Annotated in this window: 15 protein-coding genes; all 15 read right to left on the bottom strand. The window is 41.4% G+C overall.

Translation table 11 applies throughout. The annotated features are described in order from the left end of the window. Positions 1 to 414: a YeeE/YedE family protein gene (locus J576_RS18050; protein WP_002048868.1), complete on the bottom strand. Its 414-nt coding sequence runs from the start codon at positions 412 to 414 to the stop codon at positions 1 to 3. Between the two features lie 134 nt (positions 415 to 548). Next, positions 549 to 1,016: a DUF6438 domain-containing protein gene (locus tag J576_RS18045; protein WP_002048825.1), complete on the bottom strand. Its 468-nt coding sequence runs from the start codon at positions 1,014 to 1,016 to the stop codon at positions 549 to 551. A gap of 629 nt (positions 1,017 to 1,645) precedes the next feature. Next, on the bottom strand, positions 1,646 to 4,075 hold the full coding sequence (locus J576_RS18040) for a glucose/quinate/shikimate family membrane-bound PQQ-dependent dehydrogenase (protein ID WP_002048874.1): 2,430 nt from the start codon (positions 4,073 to 4,075) through the stop codon (positions 1,646 to 1,648). 82 nt (positions 4,076 to 4,157) lie between these two features. Beyond that, positions 4,158 to 5,477, bottom strand: a complete 1,320-nt coding sequence (locus J576_RS18035) for a carbohydrate porin (RefSeq protein WP_002048877.1) — start codon at positions 5,475 to 5,477, stop codon at positions 4,158 to 4,160. A 61-nt stretch (positions 5,478 to 5,538) separates the two neighbouring features. Further along, positions 5,539 to 6,990, bottom strand: a complete 1,452-nt coding sequence (locus J576_RS18030; RefSeq protein WP_033855718.1) for a NosD domain-containing protein — start codon at positions 6,988 to 6,990, stop codon at positions 5,539 to 5,541. A gap of 19 nt (positions 6,991 to 7,009) precedes the next feature. Next, positions 7,010 to 7,837: a type I 3-dehydroquinate dehydratase gene (aroD, locus tag J576_RS18025; protein WP_081400889.1), complete on the bottom strand. Its 828-nt coding sequence runs from the start codon at positions 7,835 to 7,837 to the stop codon at positions 7,010 to 7,012. Between the two features lie 69 nt (positions 7,838 to 7,906). Then, entirely contained in the window at positions 7,907 to 8,536 is a 630-nt protein-coding gene (pcaG, locus tag J576_RS18020) for a protocatechuate 3,4-dioxygenase subunit alpha (RefSeq protein WP_002048841.1), read from the bottom strand. Positions 8,537 to 8,550: 14 nt separating this feature from the next. After that, on the bottom strand, positions 8,551 to 9,276 hold the full coding sequence (gene pcaH, locus J576_RS18015; protein WP_000077913.1) for a protocatechuate 3,4-dioxygenase subunit beta: 726 nt from the start codon (positions 9,274 to 9,276) through the stop codon (positions 8,551 to 8,553). A gap of 10 nt (positions 9,277 to 9,286) precedes the next feature. After that, positions 9,287 to 9,700, bottom strand: coding sequence for a 4-carboxymuconolactone decarboxylase (gene pcaC / locus J576_RS18010; protein WP_000997505.1), 414 nt, complete (start codon positions 9,698 to 9,700; stop codon positions 9,287 to 9,289). A gap of 15 nt (positions 9,701 to 9,715) precedes the next feature. Further along, complete coding sequence (gene pcaK, locus J576_RS18005; RefSeq protein ID WP_002048835.1) at positions 9,716 to 11,071, bottom strand: 4-hydroxybenzoate transporter PcaK; 1,356 nt, start codon at positions 11,069 to 11,071, stop codon at positions 9,716 to 9,718. A gap of 42 nt (positions 11,072 to 11,113) precedes the next feature. Beyond that, on the bottom strand, positions 11,114 to 11,899 hold the full coding sequence (gene pcaD / locus J576_RS18000; protein WP_002048876.1) for a 3-oxoadipate enol-lactonase: 786 nt from the start codon (positions 11,897 to 11,899) through the stop codon (positions 11,114 to 11,116). Then, positions 11,896 to 13,251, bottom strand: coding sequence for a 3-carboxy-cis,cis-muconate cycloisomerase (gene pcaB, locus J576_RS17995; RefSeq protein ID WP_002048872.1), 1,356 nt, complete (start codon positions 13,249 to 13,251; stop codon positions 11,896 to 11,898). The genes pcaD and pcaB overlap by 4 nt, the downstream gene beginning before the upstream one ends. A 2-nt stretch (positions 13,252 to 13,253) precedes the next feature. Further along, positions 13,254 to 14,465 (bottom strand): 3-oxoadipyl-CoA thiolase, encoded by a 1,212-nt coding sequence (gene pcaF / locus J576_RS17990; protein WP_033855717.1) that lies wholly within the window; start codon positions 14,463 to 14,465, stop codon positions 13,254 to 13,256. Positions 14,466 to 14,477: 12 nt separating this feature from the next. Further along, a complete protein-coding gene (locus tag J576_RS17985) occupies positions 14,478 to 15,131 on the bottom strand; it encodes a 3-oxoacid CoA-transferase subunit B (protein WP_033855716.1) in 654 nt (217 codons plus the stop codon). An 18-nt stretch (positions 15,132 to 15,149) separates the two neighbouring features. After that, a partial coding sequence (locus J576_RS20105) for a CoA-transferase (protein WP_001987077.1) occupies positions 15,150 to 15,257 on the bottom strand: 108 nt, incomplete at its 5' end.

Raw genomic sequence — 15,257 nt, 5'->3', positions numbered from 1 at the left:
TTACCCCAACACATGGCGAATGATATAAACGGTTAACATGCCAGCAAACATAAAAACTGCTGTCGCTATTATTGAGCGTTTTGAGAGCCGACTCATACCACAAATACCATGACCACTTGTACATCCAGAGCCTAGCCGTGTTCCAAAACCAACAAGTAACCCTGCCAGAATAAGTGCAAATGAATTGGCTTTAATTTCAATGTCGGGCTGATAAAAATAACTGTATATGAAAGGCGTAATTACGAGACCTGCAATAAACCAGAATGCAGAACTTTTAAAAGTATCTTTAGTTGGTCTAATAAGTTGTGCCATCAAACCACTAATTCCGGCTATACGACCATTTATATATAAATATCCAACTGTTGCGATGCCGAGTAATAAACCACCCAAAAAAGCATAGACAATATTTGACATATAGCTACTCTTAACAATATATGTTTTTGTAATCTGTATTATACGCTGATTCTTTTAGAAATACTTAATATAAAACTTTTAAGTCTATAATTCTTCTTAACAAGAAAAAGCCCCAAGATTTTGGGGCTTTATCATTAAATTAGATCTTTAATGCCTAATTGTTCAGGTAATTTTTCCATGACTTTATTTAATCTATTATTTGCTGGAGAGATACAACCTGTGTAATGGCTTAATTTTGTTTCTGTACCATTTGGTTGAATCCAAGTAATGTAATAGCTAGACATGTCAGTTGCAGTTTGCTGGCAACCCGCAGTTTTAGATTGAGTTCCTGTTTGTGGACGATAAGTTTTTAATTCATCAGCAAGTTTTTGATAATCTTTTACGCTACCTTGGATTTCTTTAACACCAAGTGTTTTTGTATATTGTTTACCTTCAAAACGAATTAAGCCTGTAGGCGCCACTTCTACTGAATAAATTGGACATGCGCCGAAACATGGACTAGAAGCATAACGAATGGTTTCTTGTGTATTAGGTGCTTGCTGAACAGAAGCACAACCCATTAAAGCCAAACCGGATAAAGTTGCAAGAACTAAAAATCTCATTACATCACCTATTATTATCAAGTGGCTTTAATCTAACAAATCAGATCCAAATTGTCATTAAAGACTCATTTTTCATATTTTTATTTAATAAGACTAGGCTATTTTTAATTTTATAAAGAAATTGTAATACAAAGCACATAAAAAAAGGCCCATCTTTCGATGAGCCTTAAGCCAATTAAAGCTTAAATTCCTGAAATACAAATTATTACTGGGTAGTAATAACCTGCGCCAACCATTCTATAGTAATGCAATACATTATTTAAATATAATATAAGTATATATTTACGCTTGTTTTTCCAACAAAAAAAACATGTTTTTCAAGCCTAAAAAGCTAATAATGTTTATTTTTAATTAAAATTCACAATCTTAAGTTAAACAAAACTTAATAAACTTATTAATCTTATTTATAGGTAAAACATTATAAAAAATGCTTAATAGTTCGGCTATCTCTAGCGTTCAGAATAAAACATTTATAGGTATATTTTAAGTTTAGCAATAACTTCAAGCACTTTTTTACTATTTGGTAAAGCTATCTCACTAAAATTATAGAATTTCCGCAAACACTCTAATAGAAAAAAGATATTAAAAAAATAAGGGCAAAAGAAAATTTATCCTTTTGCCCTCTTTAATTACTTCTCTAAACTATATGCGATCACATAATCACCATGGTCTGGAGACTGACGTGCACCACCCGCGGTAACCACTACATATTGTTTACCTGTTTTAGGTGAGACATAGCTGATTGGTGTACCTTGGCTACCTACTGGCATACGTGACTTCCACAGCTCTTTACCTGTAGATGAATCAAAAGCACGCAAGTAGTAATCTTGAGTTGCAGCAAAGAAGACTAAGCCACCTTGAGTTGCCATCGGTCCACCAATAGTCGGCATACCAATCGGTGCTTTTAAGCCCATCTTAATACCTAAAGGTCCAGTATCTTCAACTGTGCCAAGTGGTACTTGCCATGCAACCTGACGAGTTTTCATATCAATTGCAGTCATGGTACCAAATGGTGGTTTTTGACAAGGAATACTTAAAGCAGACATAAAGCGGTTTTTATTCACTTTATATGGTGTACCTTTCATTGGTACAGCACCCATACCTGTATTTACTTTTTCACCGCCACTCGCCTGAATCTTAATATCTTCAGGGGTTTGTTTAATGAGTTGAACCCATAAACCAAGACGCATGTCGTTTACGAACATGTAACGATGAGTCGGGTCAAAAGCAATACTTCCCCAGTTCATGCCACCTAAAGAACCAGGAAAACTTAATGAAACATCAGTACCCGGTGCAGTAAATAAACCTTCGTAACGCATTGACTTAAAGTTAATACGGCACATGAGCTGATCAAACGGTGTAGCACCCCACATATCTGACTCAGTTAAAGTCTGATTACCAATTTGAGGCATTTCAACAGAACGTGGTTGAGTTAAACTATATTGCTCACCCGGAATATTCGCAGCTTTCACTGGCTGTTCAATCACTTTAGTAAGTGGTTTACCAGTTACACGGTCAAGAACAAAGAATTGGCCTGATTTGGTTCCAATCACAACAGCTGGCTTAGTCGTACCATCTTTTAATGGAAAGTCGACTAGACTTGGTTGCATTGGTAAATCAAAGTCCCATAAGTCATTATGAACAGTTTGATATACCCACTTTTCTTTACCCGTTGTCGCATCGAGTGCCAACACAGAAGTATTGTATTTGTGATCTAACGGATTACGGTTACCACCCCAAATATCAACAGATGAACTCCCCATCGGTAAGAACACTGTATTCATTTGTGGGTCATACGACATAGCGGCCCAAGAGTTTGCCGAACTACGTTTATACGTTTCACCTGGTTTTAGAACATGGTTAGGATCAGGGTTACGTGGGTCAAATGCCCAGCGGAGTTTACCTGTAATCACATCATAACCTCGGATTACGCCACCCGGCATATCTGCTGCCACGTTATCTGCGATACGGCTGCCGACTACAATAGTAGTACCTGCTATCGTTGGTGCAGAAGTCACTTCAAAACGTGGAGCTTTTGTTCCATCGCCTAAACCTTCGAGCAGGTTAACTGTTCCATTCACACCAAAGTCAGCACAACGTTCACCAGTATCTGCATTGACTGCAATTAAACGAGCATCGGGAGTATTGGTATATACACGGCGTGGACATGCTGTGTTGGCCGCAACAGTAGTGACCGGAGTTGCACCAGCTAAAGTTGGTTGTACAAGCGTTTTTGTTGAATCAAAGTATGCAACACCACGGCAACGCTCCCAAGCATCGGCCTTAGAGTTCACCTCAGCTTTCCAAAGCTGTTTACCCGAATCAGCATCTATTGCAAAAATATTGTTATGCGGCGTACATAAAAAGACTTTATTTCCAACTTGTAGTGGGGTCATTTGGTCTTCAGCACCATTACCGCTACCCGTTGTAAAATCACCTGTTCTAAAGCGCCATGCTTCTTTTAACTTATGAACGTTATCTCGATTAATTTGATCGAGAGCAACAAAGCGACTACCGCCAGAATCATTACCATAATTTTCCCAATTCACCTGTTTTTTAGCAGGGTCAACTGGCACTAAAGGTAGCTTTTGACCTGAGCTTGCTACTGTCGGGTGCGGTTGAAACATTTGGTAAAGCGCAATCAACATACCGACAACGACTAGTCCACCAACAGCATATGCTGAAGATGCTGAACCATTTTGAAATTGGTAACGTCGAATTGAAGGTAAGGTAAATAACAATGCAGCAAAAAGACCAGCAGGAAACATTAAGCGCGAGAATAACGGCCAAAATTCCCATCCAGCGTCAATCAGTGACCAAATTACCGTACCGATAAAAACAACTGCAAAAATCCAGACACCAAGTGCTTTTTTACGGAAGATACTAATTGCCGAAATGGTTATAAACAGTCCTGAGATAAGGAAATACCAAGAACCGCCGAGTGATACTAGTTTTCCACCACCTACAATGTAAAAAACACCGGTAGCCAATAAAACTAGACCTAAAATAAAACACCATATTTTGAATAAAATATGAAACTTAGAATCTGACTCAGACATAGATCCTACTCCACATATACTGAACACAAATAGTTCAAGCATTTGGGCCAGTTAAACTATGTCTAACCAGCCATCAATATTGTTAAAAATTAACTTTTACACTCAAACCCGCCACCCAAGCATCATCAACTTCTTTTACACCAGCAGGTTGATGGATATATTGAATATTTGGTCGCAGCATGACGGCCGGAGACCATTGATAGGTATAGTTCAATTCAACGTTTAGTTCGTCGTCCTGAATTGGAATATAGTTAGATGCGATCGGATCATAGCTATAATATCCGCGGCTTTCATTTGTCGCGATCTGCTTATCTTTAGCACGGTCATTAACGACATAATTGGCAATACCAAAACCAATTGAATCATTTGGTCGGCTGTCAAATGGCCCCTTATACCAAAGTGCAAGTTGTTGTGTACTTTGTACAAAGGTCGTTGCTTTATCATTTACAACGCCATTAAAACTTACATATAAACCGCGTTTCGGATCTTGGCCGGCATGGCTAAGTTGTTGCTGTGCATTAATCCAGAAGCTTTGTTTTCCGTCATGAACTTTACCTGCAGTTTTAATATCATTTGCTTCTGCGGTTGAGTAAAGTGCACCTACTTTATATTCACCCGGTAAACCATTGAAAGCAGCAAGTTTTGGTTTCCATGCAAGTTCAACCGGTATAGTAGCGCCCTTGACGTTATTCATATCCAGATTAAAACCATCACTGTTTGATTCGGTTTTAATATTGTCTGGATTGACCTCATAAACACCAACACCCAAAGTCCATTCAGGTGCAAACTGATATTTAACGTTTGCAGCCCAAACACCAACTGGTGAGTTATACCAAATTGAACCAATTGATTTTCCTAACTGCCCACCACAAAGCAATAAGTTCTGAAACTCACATTGAGAACTATTAAAGTCCTCTGACATTCCCATACGACCAAATTTGACTTGTACGGTATTATCAGCAAAGCCTTTTTTTATCCATGCTTGAGATAAACGCCAGATTTTGCCACGACCATAAATCTCTTGTGCGTTACCAAGTTGGCTAGAGCGTGGGTCTTTAATACGCTCTAAAGTAAGCGCATTACCGTCACGTTTAGTCACAACTAAGCTCGCGGTTGTATCTTTCCATCCAGCAATTTTGTCTAAATCGAAAGTTGCACCCAAAGAAAGCTGCGCAGCATTCTCAAAAGTATTGCTGTCGTTATACCCACCATCTAAATTTGTGGCAGCTTGGCTCATGATAGAAGCTGTAAATTTATAACCCTGTTGCTCTAATTGTTGACGCTCACCATTCCAGTCACCCAGTAACCATTGGCGGTCTTGTGACCACGGCTCATTCGCAAGTGCAAATTGGCTACTTAATACAGCGATTGTTAATACACTCAGTTTGATTACGTTTGGCATTTCAAGTCCCTTTTATCTTTTCTAAAATGCGCCCCCTGTTTTGAGGCGCTTTATTTTTTTGTTATTTAACTTGCACAAACCCAAGCTCAGAAGTTGCACCAAAGTGATCCGTTACATTTGCTGTAATTGAGGCAACTTTGACTGTTGGCTTCCAATTGGCTTTTGCGTTGCCTTGTACGTCTGTGGCAACTGTTATAGTCCCTAAATACTGCTCAGCTTCTTTTGATGTCGTACTCTGGTTGCCAAAAAACTCAACTTGGTAACGTTGGTTTGGTAAACCATTTACTTCTATATTAACTGAACCTTTATTTGCTGTTAACTTAGGCGCTTTAATACCCTGATTCGGCTGCGCATTACAGCCTTGTTCATTTGGCTGAGTACATGTTTTTTGTAGTTTAGATGGCTCAATCACCACACCACCACCACGAGAACCAACAAATCCTTCATGCTCAAGCGCAGGAACTCCAAATACAATTGCACCTAAACGCTGATTTGGTACACATGAACCACCTGCTTCACAGCGTTTAATATCTTTACCGTTGTCCCAAATTAGATTTTTCGTCAGTGTAATTCTTGCATTTGCATCTTTCTCTGAGCGAATGGCAACACCAATACGATTGCCATGCACTTTATTGCTATCAAGAATATTGCCATCACCCGTCATGTTAAAACCAATCGAGTTATTGGTCATTTCGTTGTAGGCAATATAGTTACGCTTACCCCAGTTAATCTGTAAGCCATCCGAATAATTTTCAAACTTATTTCCAACTACAGCATTGTCATTGCCCCACAAGATTTCAATACCTTGTGATGGTTCTGGATTTACTTTGGTAGAAACAAAATGGTTATTTGCAATCAGGTTAAATGCTGCACCACGTGTTAGTTCTAAACCATCACCATTGTCTTGGAAAATGTTATCTAAAACTTTGTTGTTATTAGTCGTGGTTGCAGTTGGGGTGCCTTTACCATCATCGCCCGTGATCATGACCCCAGCTCCACCATAGTTATTACTAATACGGTTGTGTTGAATGAGGTTATTGCTTGAACGGTTAACCAATACGCCAATGCAGAACCGGTGGATATCTAGGCCTTTTAAAGTCACATTATTGACATCACGTAGTACAAAACTCGGTAAAGTCATAGTACGTACATTGGTACCATACTGCTCAGGATTTGCTCCCGGGCAAGCTTTTGCACCTTCACCTTTAATATAATTTGAACCATCAATTGCAATGTATTCACCAGTTTTATCCCACTGGGTTCCAATAATTTTGATAGGTGCTTTAATTTCAGGAAGCGGGCTGTTTAATTTAATTGCATAAGGTGCTTTGCCTACTGCTTGAATCAAGATATCGCTAGCTTCGCTTGGGTTCGCATTGGCTTGTTTAATTGCCCAGCGTAAAGAGCCTTTATTGCTATCGTCTTGATAACGGTCAACCACATAAGTTTGTGCTGCAGCTACTCCTGAAACCATCAAACCTAATGCAAGAGTAGTTAAACGTAATGTATTCATTTCATCATATCCTTATGATTTATGGATTTGTTGGTTGAACGGTTTGTAAAATCTGTTTGAGCTTAGTCACATCAATTTGACCCGGTGCAGAAGCCTGACCAATCATGCCAAAGCTATAACTTCCGCCCATATTGGCAGTTGCAACACGAGAAATCGTACCTAATTGGCCCATCGACATCGTCAATAAAGGTTTAGTGGTCTGCTGGCTTACCTTTAAAGTTGCGTTCATTAAAGTGAAAACGTCTTGTTTAGATTTAGGCATTACAGCAATTTTGAGAACATCTGCGCCCATTTGATCTTGTTTTAACAAGCGTTTTTCAATTTCATCTTGGCTTGGTGTTTTTTGGAAGTCATGATTAGACATGACAACGAGCACTTTCTTTTGATGTGCTTTTTGAACAATTTCTGAAACTACTTTTTGATCACGGAACATTTCAACATCTAACCAGTCCATGAACGGATTTTTTAAGTAAGCTTGATAGGTCTTACCATAATCCGCATCACTAATTTCAAGCTGACCTCCTTCGTTTTTCGTACGAATGGTGGCAATCAATGGCTTGTTGCCTAAAATCTTTTTCAACTCATGACCTAAGGCAATGACTTGTTTTGTATCGCTGGCAAAGCTTAATAAATCGATACGGAACTCTGCCAAATCAACATCTGCTGTGTTTGCAATCACTTGAGCCTGTGCCAGAGCTTGTTCTTTGGTTTTTGCGGTAATCGGAACAATCGTTTTAACAGCTGTAGATGCAGTTTGTGTTTGAGCAGCCAAAACGACAGGTTCAGCATTTGCCTGTGCTGTAAAAAATGGGACTACAAGCAAACTTAGGCTTAATAATGTTTTCATGTTCATAGAGTTCATCCTTAAAAAGGCTACACACATCCTTGAATAATCAGGTGTAGCCTTAGGTGTTTCTTAAATATCAAAAAATACAGTTTCATCATCGCCTTGAATGCGAATATCGAAGCGATAAACAACTTCACCATTTTCTTCAAAACGTTTCGCAATAAGTGTTTGGCGACGTGGTGCCCATTCAATACTATTTAGAATTGGGTCGTTAGCATTTGCCTCAGCTTCATCGTCAAAATAAACACGTGTATGAAGACCTAAGTTAATACCGCGAGCGAAAATGACTAATGCAATATGTGGTGCCTGAGTTGAGCCTTTACGGCCTGCTGTCGCGCCCGGTTTAATCGTATTGAAGCTCCAAATACCTGTTTCAAAGTCTGCACCTGTACGACCCCAGCCGTGAAATGCAGGATCAGCTTTTTGCTCCCGTGTATCGGCATGACTTGGGTAGATACCATTTGCATCGGCCTGCCAAATCTCGATAAGCACATCACGTAAAGGTAGACCTAACCCGTCAAACACTTGACCTTCAAGACGAATACGTTCACCTTGAGTCTGGTCTTGTACTAATTGGTTATTAAAGTTGTTTTCAAACACTTCGATATTTGCTTGTTGTGGCAATAACCCAATATGAACGTAAGGACCACCTGTTTGAGATGGAGTTTCTTTTAATTCCTGAAAATTCCAGTTATTCATGCTCGTGCTCCCGATTAAGTCAATTCATTTTCGAAGTAAGTCGCTCGACGACCACGCAAAGTGATGTCGAAACGGTAACAACGGCTATCGGCTTCGATAAAGTTGTTTTTATCTTCTAGTGCAATCAATGCACGACGTTGATCTTCAGAAGGAATTGTTTTTAAGATCGGGCAAGTGTCGATGAGCGTGTCGCCTTCAAAATAAAATTGCGAAATCAAACGCTGCGCCCAACCATCAGCAATTAATGAGAAATGAATATGGGCAGGACGCCATTCATTAATACGGTTACGCCATGGGTACGGACCCGGTTTAATGGTACGGAAAATATAAAAACCGTTTTCATCTGTTAAGGTACGACCACAACCACCAAAGTTAGGGTCCATTGCACCAATAAACTTGTCATTTGGATGACGATAACGACCAGAAGCATTGGCTTGCCATACTTCTAGAAGTGCATTTTTTACAGGACGACCAAACTGATCACGAACATAGCCATGAACAATGACACGCTCACCAATTGGCAAACCATCTTTGGCATAGTTCAAAATCAAATCGTTATCTTTTGGACCAAACAGATTTGAAGAAAAATGCGGTGCAGTAACTTCAGTTAAAGTCTCGTTAATAGAGATCAATGCATTTTTTGGCGAACGCAATACACTTGTTTTATAACCTGGCGTATACGCTGGTGGATGATCATCTGTATTACGTTGGGCGTAGGCACCCCAGCTATGTTGTGACATCTTTATCTCCTTAATCCTGTTCTTTCGCTGCAATTGGGTTTACTTCTATTCCCAACTCTTTAAAGACTTCTTCAGCCATGTGCATTGCAGCGTTTGCAGCAGGTAAACCTGCATAGAGTGAACTGTGTAAGATCAGCTCTTTTAAATCTTCTTTGGTTACACCATTGTTGAAACAAGCACGTAAATGCATGCGTAGTTCATCTTCACGGCCCAGTGCCAATAAAATTGCGATAGTCACTAAACTACGTGTATGACGTGGCAAGCCCGGACGCGACCACACCTCACCCCATGCGTAACGGCTAATAAAATTTTGAAAATCTTGGTTAAAGTCATTTAGGTTTTGCAAAGACCGACCAACATGCTTTTCACCTAAAACTTCAGTCCGCACTTCAATGCCTTGTTTATAGCGTTGTTCATCATTCATTGTGATAGACCTCTATTAAGTTGCATCGGTATGCGCAACAAGTGATTTAACAAATACAGCAACAGCCGCAGCAGTCGCTGGAATTAGTAATAAACTGAGAATAGCGGTGAATGACCAATCATTACCGAGTAGCACCGCACCAATCCATGCACCAAATACCGCACCAAAACGCCCAATACCAGTCATCCAAGACACACCCGTTGCACGGCACTGAGTTGGATAGAAGCGTGCACTTAATGCCGGCATCGAAGATTGCGCACCATTAATGGCGATACCCGCACAAAGCACCAATACGGCAAGTAAGGTTGAGTTACCTAAGCTTTGACCGACAGCAATTGCAAATAGACCTGCGGCAAAGTAGAAAATGGCGATAACTCGGTTCGGGTTGAATTTGTCCATTGCCCAGCCAATGAACAATGCGCTCACCACACCACCGAACTGGAACAAACCTCCAATAAATGCAGCACGCTCCATCGAAGCACCTGTTTCACGCATAAGTGTTGGTAACCAGCTTGTCAGCAAGTACACAACCACGAGTCCCATGAAGTAAGTTACCCAAAGTAAAATTGTTCCTTTGGCATATGGCTTAGAAAACATAATTCCAAAGACATTTTTCTTTTGAGCTGTTTCAGTTTTTTCTTCAGGAACGTGAAATGCAGTCGCATTCTGAATTTGTGTTGGCGCAATATGATTTAAGATTTTGCGTACTTTTTCAGGATTCTTACCTTTCACAATTAAAAAGCGGTAAGACTCAGGTAGCACTACAATCACTAAAATCATTAAAATTAAAGGTGACCAGCCGCCGAGCAAAAATAAGCTATGCCAACCGTAGGTCGGGATAAGCCAACTACTAATAAAACCGCCGGTAGCCATACCCAAGTTGTAGCCACAGAACATACATGTCACGAGTAATGAACGAATGCGGGTTGGACAGTACTCAGAAAATAAAGTGGTGGCATTTGGCATTGCTGCACCAAGGCCAATACCGGTTAAAAAACGTAAAACGACAAGGCTATCCAAGTTGGTTGCATAAGCAGATGCCAAAGTAAAACCACCGAACACAAGCATTGCCACAGCTAAAACAACTTTTCGACCGAAACGGTCCGCTGTCGGACCAGAAACTAAAGCGCCAATAATCATTCCACCAAGTGCTGCACTCATCACCGGTCCTAACTGAGAACGATCAATTCCCCAGTCTTGTGCCAATGCTGGTGCAATAAAGCCCATCGCAGCTGTATCGATACCATCAGTAAAAATAATTAAGAAACAGATGATTGCGATCATCCATTGATATTTACTAAGTGGAGCATCATTAATCAGTGCTTGAGCATCGATGCTTTTGTTTGGTGTAGCGTAATCCTGAGACGCCATATTTGCCTCCTTAAGGCCAATTCCTTTTAAATTACTAAGCGATTAGATTTGCTGAATAAACCTAGTCAATTCCTGAGTAAATTTCTGTGGTTGCTCAATATTAGAAAGATGAGATGCTTCCAGTTTTGCTAGCTGACTGTTCTTAATTGCCTTCTGCATAAATTCGGCATCTGCTACTGTAGTTACTGGATCTTCTGTTCCTGCAATCAGCAGTACTGGAATTTGAATTTGTGCAATTTCATCTCTTAAATCGGCATACGCTAAAGCACGACATGCATTGGCATAACCTTGTGCTGGTGTGTTTGCCAGACTTTGAATCGTTGTCTGTGCAACAATATTATGTTGATAGTCGAATTTTTCACTGAACCAGCGGGTATGCGTGGTTTTAACCAGCTCAGCTAAACCATCTTGTTCTACCGATTCAGCACGACTCAACCAAGCCTCAGTTTGACCAATTTTGGCTGCTGAGTTTGCAACCGTAATGCTATTAAAACGATTTTGATGATGAATACCCAACCACAGCCCTGTAATACCACCCATTGAAATGCCACAAAAATGAGCTTTTTCAATATTCAAGGCATCTAAAATATCAACAACATCTTCAGCTAAGTTTTGCAATGTGGTGTCACTAATTACATCACTTTCACCATGACCACGTGTGTCGTATGTAATGACATTAAAATGACTTTTTAACTCATTCAGCTGAGGTTGCCACATACCATGGTCTGTTCCTAATGAATTAGAAAACACAAGCACAGGAGCATCTTTTAGACCATCTGTATAAACTGCTAACTGTTTTCCTTGACGATTACGAATAGTCTGTTTCACTTTGACTCTCCTTGTGCTTCTTGCAAAACCGCATCAATCTGTTGCTGAATATTGCCTAAATAATTTTCTGGTTTGAAAATATCTCGTATTTCTTGCTGGCTAAACTGTCCTTTTACTTCATCTAGTTGGCTAACAACATCAAACAAATGCTGGTTTTGTGCTACCGCTGTTTTACATGCAGCTTCAACTAAATGATGAGCATTTAAACGGCCAATCTTGGGGGCAAGTGCCATCATCACAGCTTCTGCCATAATTAATCCGTTGGTACACTCAAGGTTCTGTTGCATATGCTCAGCATTAACTTCAAAACCTTGTAGAACTTCATTAGTACGGCTTAATGCTCCAGCACAAAGCTGAAAGATTTCTGGAACTACTAACCATTCTGCATGCCATGCACCTAAGCTACGTTCATGTTCCTGTACCATGCTTTGATAAATGCTAGACATCAGTGCAGGCACACGATTCGCCGCGGCTAATACGGATGCTGCCGCAACCGGATTACGCTTATGAGGCATGGTCGATGAACCACCACGACCCTTTGCGGTTGGCTCAAACAACTCTGCAATTTCAGTTTGCATCATGAGTGACCAATCGCGTGCCATCTTGCCCGTATTCCCGACAATCATGCCAAGCACACTTGCAATTTCTACAATACGGTCACGCTCACCATGCCATGTACTTGTTGGTACAGTCAGATTCAGTTGCTTCGCAAATGCGCTGACCACAAGCGAACCTTGGTCTTGCAAAGAAGCTAATGAACCCACAGCACCGCCTAACTGAGCAGTGAGCACACGTGATTTCATAGCTTGTATACGGTCTAAATCACGTTTAAATGCAGAAGCCCAACGAGCAAGTTTATGTCCCAACGTAATTGGTAAAGCTTGTTGTAACCATGTACGTCCAATCATGACTTGATGGCGATATTGCTTGGCTTGCTGTAATGCAGTCGCATAGCATTGTTGAATTTGAGCTTCCACAATATTTAACGCATCACGGCATTGCAAAATACAAGCTGTGTCTAAAATATCCTGACTGGTTGCACCCCAATGCACATAGCGGGAAGCATCTTCATCAGTATCTTTAACAATTGCCGTAAGCTGCTTTACAAACGGAATTGCGATATTCCCAGCTAAGCCAGTTGCTACCGCTAAAGCCGAAAAATCAAACTTTTCTAGCGCCTGCTCACCTACTTGAGCAATGGTATTTGCTGCATTTTGAGGAATCACGCCAACTTGTGCCTGCACTTGGGCTAACGCAACTTCAACCTGAACCATGTATGCGATTAAGGATGAGTCACTAAAGATGTCCGTGACGTCTTTTTGGTAAAACAAGCTGGCATATAACTGACTCATGATTAGACTCTCTCAATAATCAAAGCAATACCTTGTCCCACACCAATACACATTGAACATAAGGCATAACGGCCGCCTGTTTGTTCAAGCTGGTTTAAGGCAGTGGTTACGAGGCGTGCACCTGATGCACCAAGCGGATGACCCAAAGCAATGGCACCACCGTTTGGATTGACCTTGTCAGAGTTGTCTGGTAAATCTAAATCACGAGTCACTGCCAAAGCCTGTGCAGCAAAGGCTTCATTCAGCTCAATTACATCCATTTGCTCTAAAGTCAGGTTGGTTTGTTTAAGTAATTTTTTAATGGCGGGGGGCGGGGCAAAACCCATAATACGGGGGTCTACAACCACCCCTGTTGGAGCAATGATCTTGGCACGTGGTTTGAGGTTGTAAGCCTGAACTGCCTCATCAGAAGCAATCAGTAGAGCTGCTGCCCCATCATTAATACCTGAAGCATTGCCTGCAGTGACTGTACCATCTGCTTTTACAACTGGTTTAAGTTTGCTTAAGCCTTCAAGTGTGGTGGATGCACGTGGATGTTCATCGGTATCAATCACAACAGCATCTCCCTTACGCTGAGGGATTTCAACTGCCACGATTTCTTTAGAAAAAAAGCCTTTGGCTTGCGCGCTTGCGGTGCGTTGTTGGCTCACCAAGGCAAACTGGTCCTGATCTGCACGATTGACGTTGAACTGTTCAGCCACGTTTTCGGCAGTCTGGGGCATGGTGTCTACACCATACAATTCTTTAAGTTTCGGGTTAATGAAGCGCCAACCCATGGTGGTGTCTTCAATCTTCTGGCTACGGCCAAAGGCACTGTCAGATTTACCCATCACATAGGGTGCACGGCTCATACTTTCCACACCACCTGCAATCACCAAGTTCGCTTCACCTGCTTTAATGGCACGGGCAGCAATGGCAATTGCATCGAGTGATGAACCGCACAAACGGTTAATGGTGGTTGCCGGCACCTGATAAGGTAACCCAGCAAGCAGTGCTGACATACGGCCGACATTACGGTTGTCTTCACCGGCTTGGTTGGCACAGCCATAGATCACATCATCGACCTGCTCCCAATCAATATTTGGGTTACGCTGCATAAGAGCTTTAATCGGCACAGCGCCAAGGTCATCGGCACGGACAGGTGCAAGGCCACCGGCATAACGGCCGAATGGAGTACGGATGGCATCGATGATATAAGCGTTTTTTAATGTCATTTCCCTACGTCCTTACCCTTGAGTCGCATCAATCAAAGTTGCACCAGTCAAAGCCTGTAACTCATCAAAGTTAAGACCTTCAACTTTCTCAATCACTTTTAAACCGTCTTTGGTCACATCAATCACACACAGGTCAGTGTAAATACGATCCACACAGTGCTTACCCGTTACCGGATAAGTGAGCTCAGCCACAATCTTTGGCTCACCTTGTTTGGTCACATGGTCTGTAGTGATAAATACTTTCTTGGCACCAACTGCCAAATCCATCGCACCACCTACGGCAGGAATCGCATCTGGTGCACCTGTGTGCCAGTTCGCCAAGTCACCATTCGCTGCAACCTGAAAAGCTCCAAGCACGGCAATATCAAGGTGACCACCACGCATCATGGCAAATGAGTCGCCATGATGGAAAAAGCTGCCGCCTTCTAGCATGGTCACAAACTCTTTACCCGCATTAATCAGTTCAGGGTCTTCTTCACCTACAGCTGGTGGTGGGCCAAATGCCAATAGGCCATTTTCAGAATGAAGGAAAATATCTTTATCGTTAGGTAAGTAGCTGGCAATTTTAGTCGGTAAGCCAATGCCCAAGTTTACATAGGCGCCATCGGGAATATCTTGTGCCACACGTTGTGCAATCTGGTCACGGCTGAGTTTCTGGTAGCTCATGTTATTTCTCCTTATTGCTTACTGTGCGGGCTGTACTTGTACAACATGCTGTACAAAAATGCCTGGGGTGATGATGTGTTCAGGGTCTAATCCCCCCAGCTCAACCACTTCAGAAACCTGGGCAAT

The sequence above is a fragment of the Acinetobacter sp. 766875 genome, from assembly GCF_000582055.1.
Lineage (GTDB): Bacteria > Pseudomonadota > Gammaproteobacteria > Pseudomonadales > Moraxellaceae > Acinetobacter > Acinetobacter nosocomialis.
Note: the sequence above shows the minus strand (reverse complement) of the source record. Positions and strands in the feature narration are given on the sequence as shown.

Bases quoted from the DNA above. Each gene is read 5' to 3' on its own strand.
- J576_RS18050 (WP_002048868.1), bottom strand. From the start codon at position 414: ATGTCAAATATTGTCTATGCTTTTTTGGGTGGTTTATTACTCGGCATC.
- J576_RS18045 (WP_002048825.1), bottom strand. From the start codon at position 1,016: ATGAGATTTTTAGTTCTTGCAACTTTATCCGGTTTGGCTTTAATGGGT.
- J576_RS18040 (WP_002048874.1), bottom strand. From the start codon at position 4,075: ATGTCTGAGTCAGATTCTAAGTTTCATATTTTATTCAAAATATGGTGT.
- J576_RS18035 (WP_002048877.1), bottom strand. From the start codon at position 5,477: ATGCCAAACGTAATCAAACTGAGTGTATTAACAATCGCTGTATTAAGT.
- J576_RS18030 (WP_033855718.1), bottom strand. From the start codon at position 6,990: ATGAATACATTACGTTTAACTACTCTTGCATTAGGTTTGATGGTTTCA.
- aroD (WP_081400889.1), bottom strand. From the start codon at position 7,837: ATGAAAACATTATTAAGCCTAAGTTTGCTTGTAGTCCCATTTTTTACA.
- pcaG (WP_002048841.1), bottom strand. From the start codon at position 8,536: ATGAATAACTGGAATTTTCAGGAATTAAAAGAAACTCCATCTCAAACA.
- pcaH (WP_000077913.1), bottom strand. From the start codon at position 9,276: ATGTCACAACATAGCTGGGGTGCCTACGCCCAACGTAATACAGATGAT.
- pcaC (WP_000997505.1), bottom strand. From the start codon at position 9,700: ATGAATGATGAACAACGCTATAAACAAGGCATTGAAGTGCGGACTGAA.
- pcaK (WP_002048835.1), bottom strand. From the start codon at position 11,071: ATGGCGTCTCAGGATTACGCTACACCAAACAAAAGCATCGATGCTCAA.
- pcaB (WP_002048872.1), bottom strand. From the start codon at position 13,251: ATGAGTCAGTTATATGCCAGCTTGTTTTACCAAAAAGACGTCACGGAC.
- pcaF (WP_033855717.1), bottom strand. From the start codon at position 14,465: ATGACATTAAAAAACGCTTATATCATCGATGCCATCCGTACTCCATTC.
- J576_RS17985 (WP_033855716.1), bottom strand. From the start codon at position 15,131: ATGAGCTACCAGAAACTCAGCCGTGACCAGATTGCACAACGTGTGGCA.